The organism is Pandoraea morbifera, assembly GCF_902459575.1.
GTDB classification, from domain to species: Bacteria; Pseudomonadota; Gammaproteobacteria; order Burkholderiales; family Burkholderiaceae; genus Pandoraea; species Pandoraea morbifera.
Genome location: NZ_CABPSD010000006.1, coordinates 121130 through 139913, shown reverse-complemented (window position 1 = coordinate 139913; position 18784 = coordinate 121130). Strand labels below are relative to the sequence as shown.

Genomic DNA, 18784 nt, shown 5'->3' with positions numbered 1-18784 from the left:
GCAAGCGGGCGGGGGCCGCAAGGGTTGGGTGACGTCGCCCGACCGCTCGTGCCGTCATCGGTTGTGCTCGTGCGGCACACTTGCTCCGTCGGTCACGTTACGCGCGCACAAGTGGTCGACCAGCATGCGCGAGGCTACCGGCAAAGCGTCGTAGCGTCGCACACACACAATCAGCCGGCGCTGCGCCCACGCGTCGGTAAGCGGCACGATGCTCAGCGCCTCCCCGTCCGTCACCTGCGAGTAGATACCCACCGCCTCGCGCGGGACCACCGCCAGACCGAGGTTGGCGCGCACCATGCGGCACACCGCTTCGAAAGTCGAGACGTGGATGCGAAACTTCACGGTCTTGCCCTGCTCGGCGGCCAGACGTCGCAGCACGGTGTACATGGCGCTGTCCGGATGGACGCCGACGTGGTCGTAGTCGAGCGTCTCCGCGAAGGCGAGTTGGGCAGCGCCCGCCAGCGCGTGATCGCGGTGGAGCACGGTGACGATCTGGTCGTGGCGGTAGGGAAACACTTCGACGTCGCGAGTGTCCACGGCGTCCCAGCAGATGCCGATGTCGGTGGCGCCGTCGGCGACCCCGCGCACGACCTGCGCGCTGGTGTGCTCTTCCAGGTCGACCTTCACGCCCTCGTGCCGGCGCAGGAACGCACCGAGTTCGTCGGGCAGCGTCTCCACGATGGACGACACGTTGGCGAAGATGCGGATGTGGCCGCGCACCCCGCTGGTGTATTCGGACAAATCGCCCTGCATCTTCTCGAGACTGCGCAGCACGTTGCGCGCGTGATGCAGCAGGGCTTCCCCGGCGGGCGTGGCGCGCACCCCCCATTTATGGCGTTGCAGCAGCGCCGACCCCACCAGCGATTCCAGGTCGTTGATCCGCTTGCTAACGGCGGACGGCGCGATGAACTCGCGCTCGGCCGCGCGCGCGATGCTGCTTTCCTCACACACCGCCACGAACAACCGCAGCGACACCAGATCGATCCGCCATAGCGCCATGCCTGTCTCCCGGAGGCACTGCATTGACAGCGAAATTGCGACGTGTGTGGCAAAAACGCCACACGGCGCCGCGCCTGACGACACAGGAAAACACCACCGAACATCACAAGGACGAGCGCCGCCGACGGCATCCGCCTCGTGCAACGGCTCAGGAGGAAGGCACCCACGGCGCCCGGTGACACGAATCCGACTTCAGCCCGACAGGTTGCACGCCGCCTTCGGGCGTCGTGCGCCCGTGTCACATGACGTGCCTGTGCCGGTCCCTCCCAGAGCCACCGCTAGCGCATCGCCCCTGCGAGCAGGACGGTGCTCCAGCCCCCGTCCGCCGTGTTGAGCGATACCTCCGGCGGTGGTGCCGACGCCAAGGCCATGAACAGCCAACATTTGCAAATGATGATCGCAATCATTTTGTCGCCGCTCGGATATCCCGGTTTCGTCGCCGGGTCTGATTTGACTATAGTGCGGCGCTATCGGGGCGGCAACTCCCAATCGTTTCGGAAAGCGACGGCGGCGACGTTCGAGTCGCCGGCAATGCTGAGCGTCTTGTGAGGCCGTTGGATCAGGTACGTCGCGCGATCGCGCGCGCGAGCACCAGCACCGGCAACAGACCGACGAGCACGAGCGTGAGGGCCGGCACGGCGGCTTCGGCGAGCCGTTCGTCGGCGGCGAGATGGTTCGTGACGACCGCGAGCGTGTCCATGTTGAAAGGTCGCAGTGCGAGCGTGGCGGGCAGCTCCTTCATGACATCGACGAAGACCAGCAGCGCCGCCGTCAGCACGCTCCCGCGCAGCAGCGGCAGATGCACGCGACGCAGCATCGACCAACCGCCCACGCCGAGGCTGCGGGCGCTCGCATCGAGATTCGGCGCAATGCGTGCGAATCCGGCATCGACGCTTTGCAGCGCCGCCGGCAGGAAACGCACGAGATAGGCGTAGACCAACACGCCGCCGGTGCCTGCAAGGACCAGGCCGTTGGCACCGAACACGTGGCCGAGCCAGGTGTCGAGGTGCAGCACCGGCGTGAGGATGCCCAGCGCGATGACCGCGCCGGGTATCGCGTATCCCACGCTCACGAGGCGCACGGCGATTCGCGTGACACGTCCCGGCGCCAGCCGCTTCGCGTAGCCCAGCACCACGGCAAAGACACTGGCGACCAGGGCGGCGACCGCCGCCAGACGCACGGTGTTGTAGACCCATTCGCCATAACGGGGCCAGGGCACCTGATCGAGTTCGGACACCGCCAGCCGCAGCATGATGAACGCGGGCAGCACGAAGCCGATGACCAGCGGCAACGCGCAAACGACGGTGGCCAGCGCGGCCCGCGCGCCGCGCAGCCGGGTGCGGCGCGCGGTCGTCGGCGCCCGGCCGGGCGTCCCGTAGTACCTCAGCCTTGCCCGGCTGCGCGCCTCCGCGATGAGCAGAACGAGCACCGCGAGCAGCAGACAGGCCGAGAGCTGCGCGGCCGCCACACGGTCGCCCATCGAGAGCCAGGCGCGGTAAATGCCAGTGGTGAAGGTGGGCACGCCGAAGTACGCCACCGCGCCATAGTCGGCCAGCGTCTCCATGAGCACCAGCGCCACGCCGGCGACCAACGCCGGTCGCGCCAGCGGCAACGCCACCCGCACGAAGGCCCGCGCCGGCGAGCAGCCCAAGGTCCGCGCGGCTTCGAAGAAGCGCTGGCTGTGCTCGAGGAATGCAGTGCGCGCCAGCAGATAGACGTAGGGGTAGAACGCGCCTGCGAAGACCCAGGCCGCCCCATACCACGAGCGTACCTCGGGGAACCAGGCAACGCGATCGACGACCAGCCACCGACGCAAGACACTTTGCACCGGCCCGGCGAACTGGAGAAAGTCGGTGTAGGCATACGCAGTGACGTAGGCGGGCATCGCCAGCGGAAGGATCAACGCCCATTCGAGCACGCGCCGCCCGGGAAAGGCGTAGTGCACCACCAGCCAGGCACTCGCCACGCCCATCGCCAGCACGCCCGCGCTGACGGCGAGTGAAATGCGCAGCGAGTTCAGAGCATACTCCGGCAGCACCGTGTCGAGCATATGGGCAAGTACGGCCCGCGTGTCGGCATCGCCCGTCCCGAGCGCCGCCACGATGCCGATCATCGGCACGAGCACGATCAGCGCGGCGCCCCATGCCACCAGCCGCCACGTCCATTGACCCGCCCCATGTCGCGCGCGCCGATGCGGTGCGAGCGGCGACACGCGCATTGGCGAGGCCGCGATCGGCGCCACCTCTTCCGAGGGAACGGCAGGACAATCGGCGGAGACAGGCTCGGAGGCGGCGCGTGACACAGGCGTCGATGACATCAGCAATTCAGTAGTGGAAAACGTTGATCGGGGCACGGCGCGCGATGGTCCAACGCCTGACGCGGACCCGCCAAATCGAACCTTGCGTCGCCGTTTGGCATCGCCTGACGGGAACCGGTGCAGACTCACCGGTCTAAAGCGATGTAAATTATACGCATTCGCAATTGTGACTCTGACGCGGTGAGGCACGGAAAGTGCCCCGCCCTGTCGAGCCTCCTGCCGCTCCCGCCCCCGCTGCCACGCCCATGCCGCTGCCCTACCTGTTGCTTGACCATATCTCGGTGAATTACGACACCGCCGGCCACGCCCACACTGCCGTGCGCGATCTGTCGCTGTCGCTCGCGCGAGGTGAGATCGGTTGTCTGCTCGGCCCATCGGGCTGCGGCAAGACGACCGTGCTTCGCGCCGTGTGCGGTTTCGAGCCGCTGGCAGGCGGGCGCATCGTGCTCGACGGGCACGAGGTCGCCAACGCGCAGTCGAGCGCACCGCCGGAGCGGCGCCATGTCGGCGTGGTGTTTCAGGACTACGCGCTGTTTCCGCACCTGAGCGTCGCGCAGAACATCGGCTTCGGACTCACGCGCCTGCCGCGCGCCGAGCGCGAAGCTCGCGTGGAGATGCTGGCCGAGCGCGTCGGGCTGGCCGGGGCGTTGCGCAAGTATCCCCATGAATTGTCGGGCGGGCAGCAGCAGCGGGTGGCGCTGGCCCGTGCACTGGCGCCGTCGCCGGCGCTGTTGTTGCTCGACGAGCCGTTCTCGAATCTCGATCTCGATCTGCGCGAACGCCTGGCGGTGGAGGTGCGCGAGATCATCCGCGCGAGCGGCGCGACGGCGATCCTCGTCACGCACGACCAGCACGAAGCCTTCGCCATGGCCGATCGCATCGGCGTGATGCATGCGGGCGCGATCGCCCAGTGGTCGCCCGCCCGGGAACTGTGGCGTACACCGGCCAATCGCGTGGTGGCCGATTTCATCGGGCGCGGCGCGCTGATCCCCGGCAGCTTCCGGGGCAATGCCGACGGTGGCGGCATCTCGCTCGAACTCGGCGAAATCGCGATCCCGCCGTCGATGGCCGACAAGTTGCTGCGCAGCGCGCCGAAGGGCGCGTATCCGGTCGATGTCGACGTGCTGCTGCGCGCCGACGACGTTTCCCACGATCCGGCCAGTCCATTCGAAGGCACACTGGTGCGGCGCGCCTTTCGTGGCGCCGACCAGCTTTACACGCTGCGATTGGCGTCGGGCCGCGAAGTCGTGGCCCGCGTCGACGGCGAACTGACACATGCGCCCGGCGAGCGGGTGGGGCTTCGCCTGACGGTGCAGCACCCGGTCGCCTTCATCGCGCGGGACGCGACCGTCTGAAGGGCCTGGCGAGCCGCGACGGGGCGCGCAACGCGCCAGTGACGCCCTGGCGACGGCGCGCGTAACGTGCCGCGCAGCACGCCGGCGCGCAGAGGCTGGTAAAATCCGCCAAAACGGATGGGCCTATGAAACAGTACCTCGACTTCATGCGCCATGTACTCGAACATGGCACAGACAAGACCGACCGCACCGGCACGGGCACGCGCTCGGTGTTCGGTTATCAGATGCGCTTCGACCTGCAGGAAGGCTTCCCGCTCGTCACCACCAAGAAGGTGCACATCAAGTCCATCGTGCACGAACTCCTCTGGTTCCTTCAGGGCAGCACGAACGTGCGCTATCTTCAGGAAAACGGGGTATCGATCTGGAACGAATGGGCCGATGCCGACGGTGAACTCGGTCCGGTCTACGGGGCGCAATGGCGCTCGTGGCCGACGCCGGATGGCGGTCATATCGACCAGATCACGCAACTCGTCGACCAGATACGCCAGACGCCGGACTCGCGTCGCCTGATCGTCTCGGCCTGGAACGTGGGCGAGATTCCGCGCATGGCCCTGCCGCCTTGCCACGCGTTCTTCCAGTTCTACGTCGCGGACGGCAAGCTGTCGTGCCAGTTGTATCAGCGCAGCGCCGACATCTTCCTTGGCGTGCCGTTCAACATCGCCAGTTACGCCCTGCTCACGCACATGATGGCGCAGCAGACCGGGCTGGACGTGGGCGATTTCATCTGGACCGGCGGAGATTGCCATCTCTACAACAATCACCTCGAGCAAGTGAATACGCAGCTCGCGCGTGAACCGTTCCCGCTGCCCAGACTCGAGATTGCGCGCAAGCCTGATTCGATCTTCGACTATCGCTTCGAGGACTTCCAGATCACAGGATACGAAGCGCATCCGCACATCAAGGCGCCGGTGGCCGTATGACGATTCTGACGCTGGTCGTCGCCCGCGCCGAGAACGGCGTGATCGGGCGCGACAATCAATTGCCCTGGCGCCTGCCCGAGGATCTTGCCCACTTCAAGCGCACCACGCTCGGCAAGCCGATCGTGATGGGTCGCAAGACGTACGACTCGATCGGACGTCCGCTGCCCGGTCGCCGCAACATCGTGGTCTCGCGCAACCCGGCGCTGATGATCGAAGGTTGCGATGTGGTCGGCTCGCTGATCGACGCGATGCGCCTGTGCGTCGGGGCCGAGGAAATTTGCCTCATCGGCGGCGCGCAGTTGTACAGGGAGGCCCTGCCGAGTGCCGACAAGGTGGTGGTGACGGAAATCGCCAAGGCCTTCGAGGGCGATGCGCACTTTCCCGACCTGCCTGCGGCGCAGTGGCGCGAGACGGCGCGCGAGACGCATCATTCCCCTGCCCCGAATGACTTCGATTACGCGTTCGTGACCTACGAACGGATCTGACGTCCCGGCGCGCGCCCGCTCGCGCGCCGGCGCGATCCTGGGCATTCCCGCTTTTGCGCGGCCTGGCTTCCCTTGCTTCCCGCGCGGCCTCGCTCCGGCTCCCACGCTCCTCTCGCCCCGCTTCCCGGCTTCGCCCTTGCCGTCAGGCGCTGAGATTTTCGTGCGGCGCTGCCGTCCCCGCTTCGAATTGGTCGCCCATGTGCATGGACGTGGCGCGCGAGACAAACACCCGGTCGCGGCCAAGTCGCTTGGCCGCGTACAGCGCTTCGTCCGCGACCGAAACGAGACGCTCCGGCGTGTCGTTGACCGCCCCCTGTACCGGCACGTGCGTCGCGCAACCGACACTGATCGTGACCAGCCCCGTCGGGCCTGTTCCGGGCTTGGCCAGCGCACGCACGCTTTGCGCCACGCGCGTTGCCACGAAACTTGCGCCTTCGGCGTCCGTTTCGGGCAGGACGATGACGAATTCCTCCCCGCCGTAGCGAGCGACCATGTCGGCGGGTCGATGCGTTGCGCGCAGAAGCGCCAACGCCACTTGCCCGAGGCATTCGTCGCCGACGACGTGTCCGAATTCGTCGTTGTAGCGTTTGAAGTGATCGACGTCGACCATGAGAATCGACAAAGGATGCCCTGAGCGGCGAGCCTGTTCGAACTCGCGCGGGAAGCGCTCGTTGAAGTAGCGGCGATTGAAGATGCCGGTCAATGCATCGCGGTTGCTGTATTCGATCAGGCGCAGATGGGCTCGCGTCAGTTCACGGTACAGGCGCGTGACCTCCCATACCAGCACGCATACCAGCACGCCCGGCGCCGACATGCTGAACAGGCGCGCGAGATACCATCCCAGCGAGAATTTGACGGTGCTCATCAGGCTGAGCACGGTGTCAGTCACGCAGGCGAGAACCGCGAGCGCCACCCACAGGTCGAGCACCGTTCGCACGCGTCCGAGCGCGAGCACGGCGCCCAGCACCACGAGGTTGACCACGAGCAGCACGACGCCCGCGCCGCTGGCGGAGAACGCGCCCGGCACGCTCGCGGGCGTCAACGCCGGCGGCAGCGGCACCGCCAGCGCCGTCAGGCATAGCAAGAATCCCACGGCCACCGGCAGGCCGACATAGATCCAGACGGCGCGCCCGGCCGATGGCCATTGTGTGACGACCTGCGGCGTGAAGCGATGCCGCGCGATCATCGCGATCAGCACGAGCATGGGAAACCCGGCGTGCCAGAAGACCCAGATCCAGCCCGATGTCGTCGGATGCGCGGCTAACAACCCCTGTGGGGCGAACAGGCCAGGATAGGTGATCAGTTGCATGGCGACGGTCAGCGCCATGAAGGCGTAGGCGCCGGCCAGCCAACCGAATGCCGGCCAGCGATTGACCTGGAACTGCGCGCCAAGCAGGAACGCGGCGATGGCGGCGGTCGTGAAAACGGTCAGGCCGCACATCGGGAGAAAAGGCGCCACTGCGGGCAGCGCCATCGTGGCGTTGGGCGCGGCCAGTATCAGGGCGGCGAACACGACGATCGCCAGGCAGCCGGCCAACGCCCGCTGCGCGCGCGACGCACGCTCCATCAGAAAGCCGTCCATGAGGGCCCCTCCTGCCAGTCGCGGGTCGGTGTCTGGAGAGTTGTTGGAATGACACGCTTCGACGCAGTGCAATCGAGCCCCGAACGGGACCGTTGATGCGGCAAGCATGCACCAATTCCTGGTGAATGCCAACCGTCACGACAGTGCGCCCGTGGCCGGTGGCTCCCCCCGCATCATGGACGTCGTTCTCGCGGCGCCCCCAAGGAAACGCGTCGAGCAGCGTGGGAAGGATGACCTGCGGATCGCATGCCCGGACGCACGTGAACGCATCGAAGAACGCCCGCGACTCGGCCGGACACGTGTGAAGCGATGCGTGAGGCTCGGCGAGTGGCGCCCGTACGGTGACGCCGGAAGGTGAAACATTTCAAACGCCGGTTGTCGATCGTACCGAGCGCGTCAGAGGACGAGAATCACGCTCACCAAAGCAAAGCGCGCCGCCCCCTGCTCCCGGGTGAGGCGACGCGCTTGCGTTGTGTTGCGTTAGCAAGTTGCCACGCGAAAACCGCTGGCCGCTCGATCGGGGATCACCCGCCCAGGTAAGCCTCCAGCACGCGAGGGTTGCCGAGCAGATTCCGCCCCGTGTCGTCGAGCACGACCTTGCCCGTCTCAAGCACGTAGCCGTGCTGGGCAATCTTCAGCGCCTGCCGCACGTTCTGCTCCACCAGGAAGATGGTCAGGCCGTCGGCATTGATCTCCTTGAGCGTATTGAAGATGCCCTGCACGATGATCGGCGCCAGCCCCATTGACGGCTCGTCGAGCAGCAGCAAACGCGGACGAGCCATCAGCGCGCGACCGATCGCCAGCATCTGCTGCTCCCCGCCCGACAGGTTGCCCGCCATCTGATCGATCCGCTCCGCAAGGCGCGGGAATCGCTGGAGCACCTTGTCCAGGTCCGGCTTCACGTTCTGCTTGTCGCGACGCGTGTACGCGCCCAGCTCCAGGTTCTCGCGCACACTCATGGTCGTGAGCGTGGCGCGCCCCTCGGCAACCTGCACCAGACCGCGCTGAACGATCTTGTTCGGCGCCAGTCCACCGATCTCCTCGCCCTCGAACAGGATCGATCCCGCCTGCTTCCGGATGAGGCCGGACAATGCGAGCAGCGTGGTCGACTTACCTGCGCCGTTGGCACCGACGAGCGAGGTGATCTCATGCTCGCGCAATGCAAAATCGACGCCCTTGACCGCCTCGATATGCCCATAGGCGACCTTCAGGCCCTTCACTTCGAGCAGCGCGCTCATGCCTTGTCCTCCGCGCCGGCCGCCAGTGCGGCCACATCGTCGTCGTCATCGCGCCCGAGATAGGCTTCGATGACTTGCGGGTTGTTCTTGATCTCGTCGGGATTGCCCTCGGCGATGATGCGCCCAAAGTTGAGCACCGCGATCCGCTCGCACAGGCCCATCACGAAGCGCATGTCGTGCTCGATCATGAAGATCGTGTAACCGCGCGCCTTGATGTTCTCGATCTCGCTCATGAGATCGACCTTCTCGCCCGTGTTCATGCCGGCGACTGGCTCGTCGAGCAGCAGCAGCTTGGGCTCGGTCGCCAGCGCGCGCGCCAGTTCGAGCTTGCGCTGATCGCCGTACGACAGGTTGTCGGCAATGTCGTAAGCCTTATGGTCGAGCTTGACCCACGAGAGCAGCTCATGCGCACGCTCGCGCGATCGCTTCTCCATGTCGCGGAACCCCGGCAGCGAGAGCAGCAAGCCGGCGGGTCCGTAGGTGAGATGGCGATGCATGCCGACCACCACGTTCTCGATCAGCGTCATCTCCTTGAAGATGCGAATGTTCTGGAACGTACGGGCAATGCCGCGCTGCGTGATCCGGTGCGGCTTCTCACCCACGAGGCTCGCGCCGTCGAACGTGATGCTGCCGCCCGTGGGTTGCAACAGCCCGGTGATCAGGTTGAATACGGTCGTCTTGCCGGCACCGTTCGGGCCGATCAGGCCGAAGATGGTGCCCTGCGGCACTTCGATGTTCACGTCCTGCAGCACATGAAGACCGCCGAAACGCTTGGAAATATTGGAAAGCTTGAGCATGTCGTGTCCCCTGTCCGCTTACGTGGAAGAGGCCGAGCGCGCCTTGCCGGCACGGAACCAGCGGCGAAAGCGCATCGGATCCCAGATACCCTTGGGCAGGAACAGCACGATCAGCACCAGGATCAGGCCGTTGACCACAAGGCGGAAGTCGTTGAACGCACGCAGCAACTCGGGCAGCAGCGTGAGAATGGTGCTGCCGAGCACCGGTCCCGCCAGGCCATTGATACCGCCGAGAATGGCCATCGTCAGGATCTCGACGCCACGATCGAAGCCAAACTCGTTCGGCCCGATGAAGAACGTCAGATGCGCATTCAGCGCGCCCGCCAGACCGGCCAGCACGGCGCCCAGCACGAACGCGAGCATCTTGTAGCCGGTGACGTCGATGCCCATGAGACCCGCCGCCGTTTCATCCTCCTTGATGGCCTCGAACGCACGGCCCACCTTCGAGCGACGCAGGCGCCACAGTACCGCGAGCGTGATCACCACCGCCCCTGCCACGTGCCACCACTGCGTGAGCTGCGGAATGCCATTCAGGCCCAGCGCGCCACCGGTCAGATCCTCCGTGTTCAGGATGAGCACGCGCACGACTTCGCCGAAGCCAAGCGTTGCCATCGCCAGATACACGCCCGACAGGCGCAGCGTGGGCTTGCCGATGATGAAGGCCACGATCGCGGGTGCCGCCATGCCGCCCGCGAGCGAAACGGCAAACGACGTCTCGTAGTTCATCGTGAGCAGCGCGGCAGTGTAGGCGCCGATGCCCATGAACGCGGCGTTGGCCATGGCCAGCATGCCGCACGAGAGGGTGAGATAAATCGACAGGGCCAGCAGCGCGTTGGTGCCCAGGGTGAGCACCAGATTGCTGTAAACCGCCCAGAAATTATTGAACCAGTCCATTGCGCCCCCGTGATTACGCTTTGCGTTCGAGCACTTTGCCGAACAACCCCTGCGGACGCACCAGCAGGATCAGGAACAGCAGGCCGAACGCCACGGCGTCGCGCATGTTCGAGCCGATGTAGGCCACCGAGAGCACCTCCGCAAAACCGAGGAACAGGCCGCCGATCATCGCGCCACGAATGTCGCCCATGCCGCCCAGAATGATCACCGCGATCCCCTTGTGCAGCATCGGCTGCCCCATGAGCGGAAACACCGCATTCGAGTACAGGCCGATCAGCACCCCCGCCATGCCACCGAGGCCCGCCGCCGCAAACGACGTCGCCAGGAACAGCCCCTCCACGTTGATGCCGAGCAGATACGCCGCCTTCGGCGATTCGGCAATGGCGCGCAGCGCGCGCCCCAGTTGCGTCTTCTTGATCGTGGTGATCAGCACGGCCATGAGCGCGAACGAGATGAAGATGATCGCGAGCTCGAGCACGGTCATGTGCACGCCGGCCACCGTCAGGGTGTCTTGCGATACGACGTCGTAAGGAAAACGCAGGTTCTCCGCGCCGAAGATGCCCTGCACGCCGTTGTTGAGCAAAATGCCCACGCCAATGGTGGCGATCATCGGAATCAGGTGAGGCGCGCCGCGCTTGCGCAGCGGTTTGAGCACCAACACGTCGATGAGCAGGCCGAGCAGGCCCGCGACGATCACCGCGGTGACAATGGCCGCCCACAGCGGCAGGTGCAGGCGCACGACAGCCTGCAAGGCGGCATAGGCGCCAACCATGAAGACCGCGCCGTGCGAGAGATTGATAACGCCGAGGATGCCGAACACGAGTGTGAACCCGAGCGCGAACAAGGCGTACACGCACCCGAGGGAGAGCGCGTTGACGAGTTGCTGTTCCAGCATGGTGTGTATTCCAGCCTGAGGGACAAAGGCGCAAACCGCGCGGGGGTGCGGTGTGCGCCAGAAACGCCGATGGGCGTAGCGCCTTTCGGCCCTACGCCCATGCGGACTTCTTCAAGTACTGCCGGGCTGCTTACTTCTCGATGACGTACTTGCCACCCTTCGTCACGCTGACGATCGGTGCCTGTTGTGCATCGTAGCCGGCCGGCTTGCCGTTCTTGCCCATGGCCTGACGGAAAGCGAACTTGCCCGTCGCACCGTCATGCGTGACCTTCGGCAGCGCGTCGCGCAGCGCCTTGCGGTCGGCTTCCAGGTTGCCCGAAATCTTCACGCTCTTGATCGCACTGGCGGCGATGTACATCGCGTCGTAGGCCTGTGCGGCAAACTGGTCCGGGGCCACGTTGTATTTGGCCTTGTAGGCGCCGATGAACTTCGTGTTGGCCGGCGTGCCGTTCTCGATCGACCACGGGCTACCCACCCACAGGCCATCCGAGCTGCCCTTGGCCAGGTCGAACACCTTGACCGAGTTCATGCCGTTGCCGCCAATGAACGGCACGTTGATACCCAGCTGACGGGCCTGCACCATGATCGGCGCACCTTCGGCGATCAGGGCCGAAAGCACGATGGCGTCGGGATTGCTTGCCTTGATCTTCGTGAGCTGCGCCTTGAAGTCCACATCGCCCTTGGCGAAGGTCTCGGTCGTCGTGACCGGGATCTTCAGGTCGGCGAGCGCCTTCTTGAAGTTGTCGTAGCCGCTCTTGGTGAAGACGTCGTCGTTACCATAGAGTACGGCCACCTTCTTGATGCCGGTATGCTTGGCCGCGACCTTGATGGTCTCGGGCAGCACGTCGGCTTCGGTCACCGAGTTGCGGAAGATGTAGTCGCCGATCGACGTAATGCCGTCAGCCGTGTTCGAGGTACCGAACGCCACCGTCTTGCCCGCCTGAGCGATCGGATCGGCCGCCTGTGCCGAGTTCGACAGCGTCGGGCCGAAGACCATGAGCACCTTGTCCTGGAAGATCAGCTTCTTGAAGACGTTGATCGCCTCTTCCTTCTTGCCCTGCTCGTCTTCGATCTGAAGCACGAGCTTGTTGCCGTTGATGCCGCCCGCGGCGTTGATTTCGTCGGCTGCAAGCTGGAAGCCGTTCTTGATGGCCGCGCCGTACTGCGCAGCGCCGCCCGACAGCGCTTCGGCCACGCCGATCTTCAGATCGGCTGCGTGGGCCGCAGCCACCATCCCCGTGGCGACAAGTGCGCACAGCAACTTGGTCATGGTGCTTTTCATGAGTCCTCTTCCTCCAATACCTAGTCTCTAGTTATGAGAAGGCGCGCCTTATGAGCGCGCCCATTACCCTAACCACCGCATCCACTCTTAAGCCGTAGCTTAAGAAAACTCCTAAGCATAACGCAAACTGCTTGCAACGGACACGACAAATGGGGTTTTGCCCCGTTCTGGCGCATAAATGCAACGTGTTTATGGCGCCAGAATCCACTTTTGCAGCATCAATGACCGGCGATGGTCATTTGTTCAATCAGGATTGACCCGACTTCCTTGGTTCCGCGCACGAGCGTGTCGGCGCCGATGGCCACGATCTGCCGGAACATGTCGTTCAGATTACCGGCCAGCGTGATCTCCTCGACCGGATACTGAATCTCGCCGTTTTCGACCCAGAAGCCCGACGCGCCGCGGGAGTAGTCGCCGGTAACGTAGTTCACCCCCTGCCCCATGAGCTCGGTCACGAGCAGGCCCGTGCCCAGCTTGCGCAGCATGGCGCGAAAGTCGTCGGTCGGCGCGGTCAGCTTGCTGAACATACGCAGGTTGTGCGATCCGCCCGCGTTGCCGGTTGTCTGCATGCCGAGCTTGCGGGCGGAATAGGTCGACAGGAAGTATCCCTGGACAACGCCGTCGCTCACCACGTCCCGCGCGCGCGTCCTCACGCCTTCCTCGTCGTAAGGCGCACTGCCCATCGCGCGCGGTACATGCGGGTCCTCGTGAATGCCCACGTGATCGGCAAACACCGGCTTGCCGAGTGTGTCGACCAGGAACGTGGCCTTGCGGTAGAGCGCCCCGCCGCTCACGCCCTGCACGAAGGCGCCGAGCAAGCCGGCCGCAAGCGGTGCCTCGAACAGAACGGCGCATTTCCGGGTGGAAAGCTTGCGGGCGTGCAGGCGCGCGAGCGCGCGCTCGGCGGCGTAGCGTCCCACCGCTTCCGGCGACGCGAGGTCGCCCGCGGCGCGCTTGGACGAATACCAGTCGTCGCGCTGCATGTGGCTGCCCGACCCCGCGATCGGCGAGACCGACAGGTAGTGACGCGAATACGGATAGCCCGACAGGAAGCCCCGTGTCGTGCCCAGCATGAACTGGGAGTGCTGCGCCGATACGCCGGCGCCTTCGGAATTGCGGATGAGCGGGCTCACGTCGAGCGCCGCCTTCTCGGCGCGGCGCGCCAGTTCCACGGCTTCGTCGGCGGTGATGTCCCAGGGGTGGAACAGCGACAGATCCTGCGGGTGCATCTCGAGCAGTTCGGTCTCGGCGAGGCCGGCGCAGTCGTCCTCGGCCGTGAAGCGCGCGATGTTGAACGCAGCGTCGACGGTGTCGTGCAAGGCCTTGCGCGAGAAGTCCGACGTGCTGGCGTTGCCGCGCCGCTGACCGATGAAGACCGAGACGCCCACCAGCTTGTCGCGGTTGCGCTCGATGGTCTCGACCTTGCCGCGTCGCACCGAAACCGACAGCCCGTCGCCCTCGGAGATCTCGGCCGCCGCGTCAGTGGCGCCGAGCGAACGGGCGTACTGCAATACGTCGCTGACGATTTCCTTGAGTTGATCCTGGGTATGCGTGAAGTGCTGGGTCGCTTGGGACATCGGCGCGATTCGGTCAGTGGCTGATTAGGAACCGCCATCTTAGCGCGAGTTGCGCGCCGTCGTGCACAGGCCGGACAACTATTTGGACGCCGCGCGCCGCGCTACAATAGCGCCCATGACGCACATTCAACGCTTTAACCGTATCGCCCACAGCGAGCTTTCCGACGAAGGCCCCAGCAAATCCCAGCGCAAGCGCGAGTCGCACGCCTTGCAGGATCTCGGCGAAGAACTGGTCAACCTGGCCAAGGACGCGCTCGCGCGCGTGCCGATGCCGGAAAATCTCGAACAGGCGGTGCGCGACTGCCGCAAGATCACCGCCCACGAAGGCCGCCGCCGGCAATTGCAATACGTCGGCAAGCAGATGCGCACCCTGCACGAGTCCGAAGTCCAGGCCATCCGGCAAGCCCTCGACGTCATCAAGGGGGTATCGAAGGCGGAAACGGCCAAGCTGCACGCGCTGGAACGCTGGCGCGAGCGGCTGCTCGCCAAGGACGAGGCCCTCACCGAGCTGGTCGCCCAGCACCCGGGGGCCGACGCGCAGCAACTGCGCACGCTCATTCGCAATGCCCGGCGCGAACAGGCCGCGCAGAAGCCCCCCAAGGCGTTTCGCGAGCTGTTCCAGGCACTCAAGGATTTGATGGGGGCCGGCACGCCCGACACCGAAACTTCGGACGACGCGCAAAGCGATCTGCCGGAATTCCCAACCCGCGAGGAAGACTGATGGTCGCACGCTCCCATCCGGACGAACTTCGCGTCGGCCTCGTCTCGATCAGCGATCGGGCGAGCCAGGGCACCTATGAAGATCAGGGCATCCCTGCGCTTCAGGCGTGGCTCGGCACCGCACTCACATCGCCGTGGGTGGCCGAGACCCGCCTGATCCCCGACGATGCCGACGGCATCACGGCCACCCTGATCGAGCTTGTCGACACGATGCAGTGCGACTTGGTGCTCACGACTGGCGGCACCGGGCCGGCGCGGCGCGACGTCACGCCGGAGGCCACCCTGCGCGCGGGAACGAAGGAAATGCCGGGGTTCGGCGAACAGATGCGCCAGATCAGCCTGCGTTTCGTCCCGACCGCGATTCTGTCTCGACAGGTCGCCGTGATTCGCGAGACGCCGGCCCACGCCGCGCTCATCATCAACCTGCCCGGGCAGCCCAAATCGATCAAGGAAACGCTCGAAGGGCTGCGCGATGTCGACGGCAAGCCCGTCGTGCCGGGCATTTTTGCCGCCGTACCCTACTGCATCGATCTTATCGGCGGCCCGTACATCGAAACCGATGACGCGGTGTGCAAGGCCTTCCGTCCGAAAAACGCGATTCGGGCGCCGAAGTCGTCCTGATCGCGCGCGCCGGGGCCGCGTGCCGGCCTCGCGATCGATTTCCCGCAGCTTCCATGCAAAACGCCAGCAAGATCGCTGGCGTTTTTTGTGTCCGGCGGGGCTCAGTCCGGGGTGGCTGCCGGGGCATCGGCGGTACCGGGCACGGCGGTTTTCAGGAAGTGCTCGCGGTAGTACACCAGTTCGTCGATGGACTCGTGGATGTCGGCAAGCGCGGTGTGGGCTGCCCGCTTGGTAAAACCCTTGTAGACGGTCGGCTCCCAGCGGCGGCACAGCTCCTTGAGGGTGCTGACGTCCAGGTTCCGGTAATGGAAGAACGCCTCGAGCCTGGGCATGTAACGCGCCATGAAGCGGCGATCCTGGCAGATCGAGTTGCCGCACATCGGCGACTTGTTCGGCGGCACGTACCGGGACAGGAACTCGATCAGTTGCGCCTCGGCGGACGCTTCGTCGATCGTCGATGCCTTCACGCGATCGATCAGGCCCGAGCGGCCGTGGGTCGACTTGTTCCAGTCGTCCATGCCGTCGAGCACGGCGTCGGACTGATGAATGGCGAATACCGGCCCTTCGATACGCCGCGTGAGCGCTGAATCGGTCACGACCACCGCAACTTCGATAATCCGGTCGCTGTCGGGCTGCAAACCGGTCATTTCCATATCGAGCCAGACCAAATTGAACTCGGCGCGCGCGAGCGTCGTTTCGGCTTCGACGGGCGTGGGATTCCGGGATGGGATAACGGACATGATCGGAAGACTCTGGAAAACAGATCGATGGAAGACCGGCACGGCGCCTCGCCGGTCGAAAGAACTTATAATTCTCGCATACTTCAGATTCCCCAAAAGCGCATGTTCACTTATCTCTTCGTGATCTTCCTGCTGGCGATGGTCATGACCAAGCTCTGGCTCGCGGCCCGTCAGGTTCGCCACGTGGTCGCCCATCGGGCGGCGGTACCCGAGCGGTTCGCCGACACGATCACGCTGACCGACCACCAGCGCGCGGCCGACTACACGGTGGCGCGCACGCGCCTGGGCATGGCGGAAATCTTCGCGCAGGCGGTACTGCTCGTGGCGTTCACGTTGCTGGGCGGACTGAACCTGCTGCATGTCGGCATCTCCGCGTGGCTCGGCGAGGGTTACGTCGGCCAGATCGCGCTGATTGCCGCGGTCCTGCTGATCTCCGGCCTCGTGGACCTGCCATTCACCTACGTGCGGCAGTTCGTCATCGAGCAGCGCTTCGGCTTCAACCGCATGTCGCTCGGCCTGTTCATCGCCGACATGCTCAAGGGCACGGCCGTCGGGGTGGTGCTCGGCCTGCCGCTGTTGTTCGTCGTGCTCTGGCTCATGGACCGCGCCGGCCCCATGTGGTGGCTTTACGCGTGGGTCGTCTGGGTTGCCTTCAACCTCTTCGTCCAGTTCATCTTCCCGCACGTGATCGCGCCGATGTTCAACAAGTTCGAGCCGCTTGCGGACGCCTCGCTGGCACAGCGCATCGAGGGCCTGATGAAGCGGTGCGGTTTTGCGGCGCGTGGCCTGTTCGTGATGGACGGCTCGAAGCGTTCGGCCCACGGCAATGCGTACTTCAGCGGATTCGGCCGAGCCAAGCGCATCGTTTTCTTCGACACGTTGATCGAACGTCTGTCGCCGGCGGAGATCGAAGCGGTACTCGCGCACGAGCTCGGACACTTCAAGCGTCGCCACATCACCAAGCGCCTGATCGTCGCCTTCGCCCTTTCGCTGGTGTTCCTGGCACTCCTGGGCTGGCTGGCCGGCCGCACCTGGTTCTATACGGACCTCGGCGTAATGCCCTCGATGACCGGCAGCAACAACGCCCTGGCACTGATCCTGTTCTTCCTCGTGCTGCCGGTGTTCGGCTTCTTCGCCAGTCCGCTGGGCAGCCTGACCTCGCGCAAGCACGAGTTCGAGGCGGACGCCTTCGCCGCGAGCCAGACACAGGCCAGCGATCTGGTCAACGCGCTCGTGAAGCTGTATCAGGATAACGCGTCGACGCTCACGCCCGACCCGGTCTATACCGCGTTCTACTATTCGCATCCCCCGGCGTCGCAACGCATCGACCGACTGCTGGGGCACGCATGAAGCGCGGGTTCAAGGGCAAGGCCTCGCCAATCGAGGCAACGGCGACGGCCACAGAACGACGTCTTGGCCGTGTGGCGGCGGCTCACGGCCGCCACTACGTCGTGGAAGCCGATGACGGCGAAACGGTGCTGTGCTTTCCGCGCGGCAAGAAGAGCGAAATCGCGGTCGGCGACGAAGTCGCATGGGCACGCACGGGCGATCAGGGCGTGATCGAGGAAATTCTTCCGCGGCGCAATCTGCTCTATCGCTCGGACCAATTCAAGAGCAAGCTCTTCGCGGCCAACATCGACCAGCTGGTCATCATGCTGGCGACCGAACCTTATTTCAGCGAAGACCTGCTCGGCCGTGCACTGGTTGCCGCGGAAGCCAATGGGTTGCGTCCGCTGATCGTGCTCAACAAGACCGATGTGACTGGCGCGTTGCCAGCCGCGCGCGAGCGGCTGGCGCCCTATCGCGCCCTGGGCTACGAAGTCCTCGAGCTGTCCGTGCGCGCCGCCCCCGAGGCGGCCACCGCCCTGCTGCTACCGCGTCTCGCGCATCAGGCGTCGCTGCTGCTTGGGCAATCGGGCATGGGGAAATCGAGCCTCGTCAACCTCGTCGTCCCCGATGCGGATGCCGCGACGCGCGAAATTTCCACCGTGCTCAATTCCGGCAAGCACACGACCACGTTCACCCGAATCTTTCATTTGCCGGACGGCGGATTACTCATCGATTCGCCGGGCTTCCAGGAGTTCGGTCTGCACCACCTCAAGGAAGGCGCGCTTGAGCGCGCGTTTCCCGAGTTCCGCGCGCTGCTCACGGGATGCCGGTTCTACAACTGTCATCATCTGAAAGAGCCCGGCTGCGCGATCCTCGAAGCGGTGGCCGACGGGCGAATTTCCGAGCAGCGCCACGCCCTCTATGCGCAATTGGTGCACGAGTCTGAGCAGCAGATTCCCTATTGAAGCATTTCGTGAGAACGCTCGGGGCCGTGGACGCCACTGGGCACCGAAGCAAAAAAACCCCGCATCAG

At 65.1% G+C, this 18784-nt stretch carries 18 protein-coding genes and 1 pseudogene; 8 read left to right on the top strand and 11 right to left on the bottom strand.

Features of this window, described 5'->3' with window-relative positions; translation table 11 throughout:
- Positions 1 to 54: 54 nt before the first annotated feature.
- On the bottom strand, positions 55 to 999 hold the full coding sequence (locus tag PMO31116_RS12150) for a LysR family transcriptional regulator (protein ID WP_150566941.1): 945 nt from the start codon (positions 997 to 999) through the stop codon (positions 55 to 57).
- Positions 1000 to 1329: 330 nt separating this feature from the next.
- Between PMO31116_RS12150 and PMO31116_RS12145 the strand changes: the two genes are divergently transcribed.
- Positions 1330 to 1548: a hypothetical protein gene (locus PMO31116_RS12145; protein ID WP_150566940.1), complete on the top strand. Its 219-nt coding sequence runs from the start codon at positions 1330 to 1332 to the stop codon at positions 1546 to 1548.
- A 10-nt stretch (positions 1549 to 1558) separates the two neighbouring features.
- Here the strand turns inward: PMO31116_RS12145 and PMO31116_RS12140 are convergent, their stop codons facing one another.
- On the bottom strand, positions 1559 to 3316 hold the full coding sequence (locus PMO31116_RS12140; RefSeq protein WP_150566939.1) for an ABC transporter permease: 1758 nt from the start codon (positions 3314 to 3316) through the stop codon (positions 1559 to 1561).
- A 245-nt stretch (positions 3317 to 3561) separates the two neighbouring features.
- Here PMO31116_RS12140 and PMO31116_RS12135 point away from each other — a divergent pair, with 245 nt between their 5' ends.
- From PMO31116_RS12135 to PMO31116_RS12125, 3 genes are all read left to right on the top strand, one after another.
- On the top strand, positions 3562 to 4671 hold the full coding sequence (locus PMO31116_RS12135) for an ABC transporter ATP-binding protein (RefSeq protein ID WP_150566938.1): 1110 nt from the start codon (positions 3562 to 3564) through the stop codon (positions 4669 to 4671).
- A 125-nt stretch (positions 4672 to 4796) separates the two neighbouring features.
- Positions 4797 to 5591 carry a thymidylate synthase gene (locus PMO31116_RS12130; protein ID WP_023596759.1) on the top strand — a complete coding sequence of 265 codons (795 nt, stop codon included), beginning with the start codon at positions 4797 to 4799 and terminating at the stop codon, positions 5589 to 5591.
- Positions 5588 to 6076 (top strand): dihydrofolate reductase, encoded by a 489-nt coding sequence (locus PMO31116_RS12125; RefSeq protein WP_150566937.1) that lies wholly within the window; start codon positions 5588 to 5590, stop codon positions 6074 to 6076. Before PMO31116_RS12130 ends, PMO31116_RS12125 begins: the two co-directional genes overlap by 4 nt.
- A gap of 142 nt (positions 6077 to 6218) precedes the next feature.
- Here PMO31116_RS12125 and PMO31116_RS12120 read toward each other — a convergent pair whose 3' ends face one another.
- The 8 genes and pseudogenes from PMO31116_RS12120 to pmbA all read right to left on the bottom strand — a co-directional run bounded on the left by PMO31116_RS12120 (position 6219) and on the right by pmbA (position 14341).
- Entirely contained in the window at positions 6219 to 7658 is a 1440-nt protein-coding gene (locus tag PMO31116_RS12120) for a sensor domain-containing diguanylate cyclase (protein WP_150566936.1), read from the bottom strand.
- A 214-nt stretch (positions 7659 to 7872) separates the two neighbouring features.
- Positions 7873 to 8004: pseudogene (locus tag PMO31116_RS24420) on the bottom strand (S-adenosylmethionine decarboxylase); the annotation flags it as partial.
- Between the two features lie 178 nt (positions 8005 to 8182).
- On the bottom strand, positions 8183 to 8896 hold the full coding sequence (locus tag PMO31116_RS12110; RefSeq protein WP_150566935.1) for an ABC transporter ATP-binding protein: 714 nt from the start codon (positions 8894 to 8896) through the stop codon (positions 8183 to 8185).
- Positions 8893 to 9693, bottom strand: coding sequence for an ABC transporter ATP-binding protein (locus PMO31116_RS12105; RefSeq protein WP_150566934.1), 801 nt, complete (start codon positions 9691 to 9693; stop codon positions 8893 to 8895). The genes PMO31116_RS12110 and PMO31116_RS12105 overlap by 4 nt, the downstream gene beginning before the upstream one ends.
- 18 nt (positions 9694 to 9711) lie before the next feature.
- A complete protein-coding gene (locus PMO31116_RS12100) occupies positions 9712 to 10587 on the bottom strand; it encodes a branched-chain amino acid ABC transporter permease (RefSeq protein ID WP_150566933.1) in 876 nt (291 codons plus the stop codon).
- Positions 10588 to 10600: 13 nt separating this feature from the next.
- Positions 10601 to 11482 carry a branched-chain amino acid ABC transporter permease gene (locus PMO31116_RS12095; RefSeq protein WP_150566932.1) on the bottom strand — a complete coding sequence of 294 codons (882 nt, stop codon included), beginning with the start codon at positions 11480 to 11482 and terminating at the stop codon, positions 10601 to 10603.
- A gap of 130 nt (positions 11483 to 11612) precedes the next feature.
- Entirely contained in the window at positions 11613 to 12764 is a 1152-nt protein-coding gene (locus tag PMO31116_RS12090) for an ABC transporter substrate-binding protein (RefSeq protein WP_150566931.1), read from the bottom strand.
- Positions 12765 to 12982: 218 nt separating this feature from the next.
- The gene (gene pmbA / locus PMO31116_RS12085) at positions 12983 to 14341 is read right to left on the bottom strand and encodes a metalloprotease PmbA (protein WP_150566930.1); all 1359 of its coding nucleotides are present in this window, start codon (positions 14339 to 14341) and stop codon (positions 12983 to 12985) included.
- 115 nt (positions 14342 to 14456) lie between these two features.
- Here pmbA and yjgA point away from each other — a divergent pair, with 115 nt between their 5' ends.
- Together yjgA and mog are read left to right on the top strand one after the other, a co-directional pair.
- The gene (gene yjgA / locus PMO31116_RS12080) at positions 14457 to 15062 is read left to right on the top strand and encodes a ribosome biogenesis factor YjgA (protein ID WP_150566929.1); all 606 of its coding nucleotides are present in this window, start codon (positions 14457 to 14459) and stop codon (positions 15060 to 15062) included.
- Positions 15062 to 15682 (top strand): molybdopterin adenylyltransferase, encoded by a 621-nt coding sequence (gene mog / locus PMO31116_RS12075; RefSeq protein ID WP_150566928.1) that lies wholly within the window; start codon positions 15062 to 15064, stop codon positions 15680 to 15682. Before yjgA ends, mog begins: the two co-directional genes overlap by 1 nt.
- Before the next feature lie 101 nt (positions 15683 to 15783).
- Here the strand turns inward: mog and orn are convergent, their stop codons facing one another.
- Entirely contained in the window at positions 15784 to 16422 is a 639-nt protein-coding gene (gene orn, locus PMO31116_RS12070; protein ID WP_150566927.1) for an oligoribonuclease, read from the bottom strand.
- Positions 16423 to 16524: 102 nt separating this feature from the next.
- On the opposite strand from orn, the gene PMO31116_RS12065 reads away from it, so the two are divergent.
- Positions 16525 to 17772, top strand: a complete 1248-nt coding sequence (locus PMO31116_RS12065; protein WP_150566926.1) for a M48 family metallopeptidase — start codon at positions 16525 to 16527, stop codon at positions 17770 to 17772.
- Positions 17769 to 18716: a ribosome small subunit-dependent GTPase A gene (rsgA, locus tag PMO31116_RS12060; protein WP_150566925.1), complete on the top strand. Its 948-nt coding sequence runs from the start codon at positions 17769 to 17771 to the stop codon at positions 18714 to 18716. Before PMO31116_RS12065 ends, rsgA begins: the two co-directional genes overlap by 4 nt.
- The last annotated feature ends 68 nt before the right edge of the window (positions 18717 to 18784 follow it).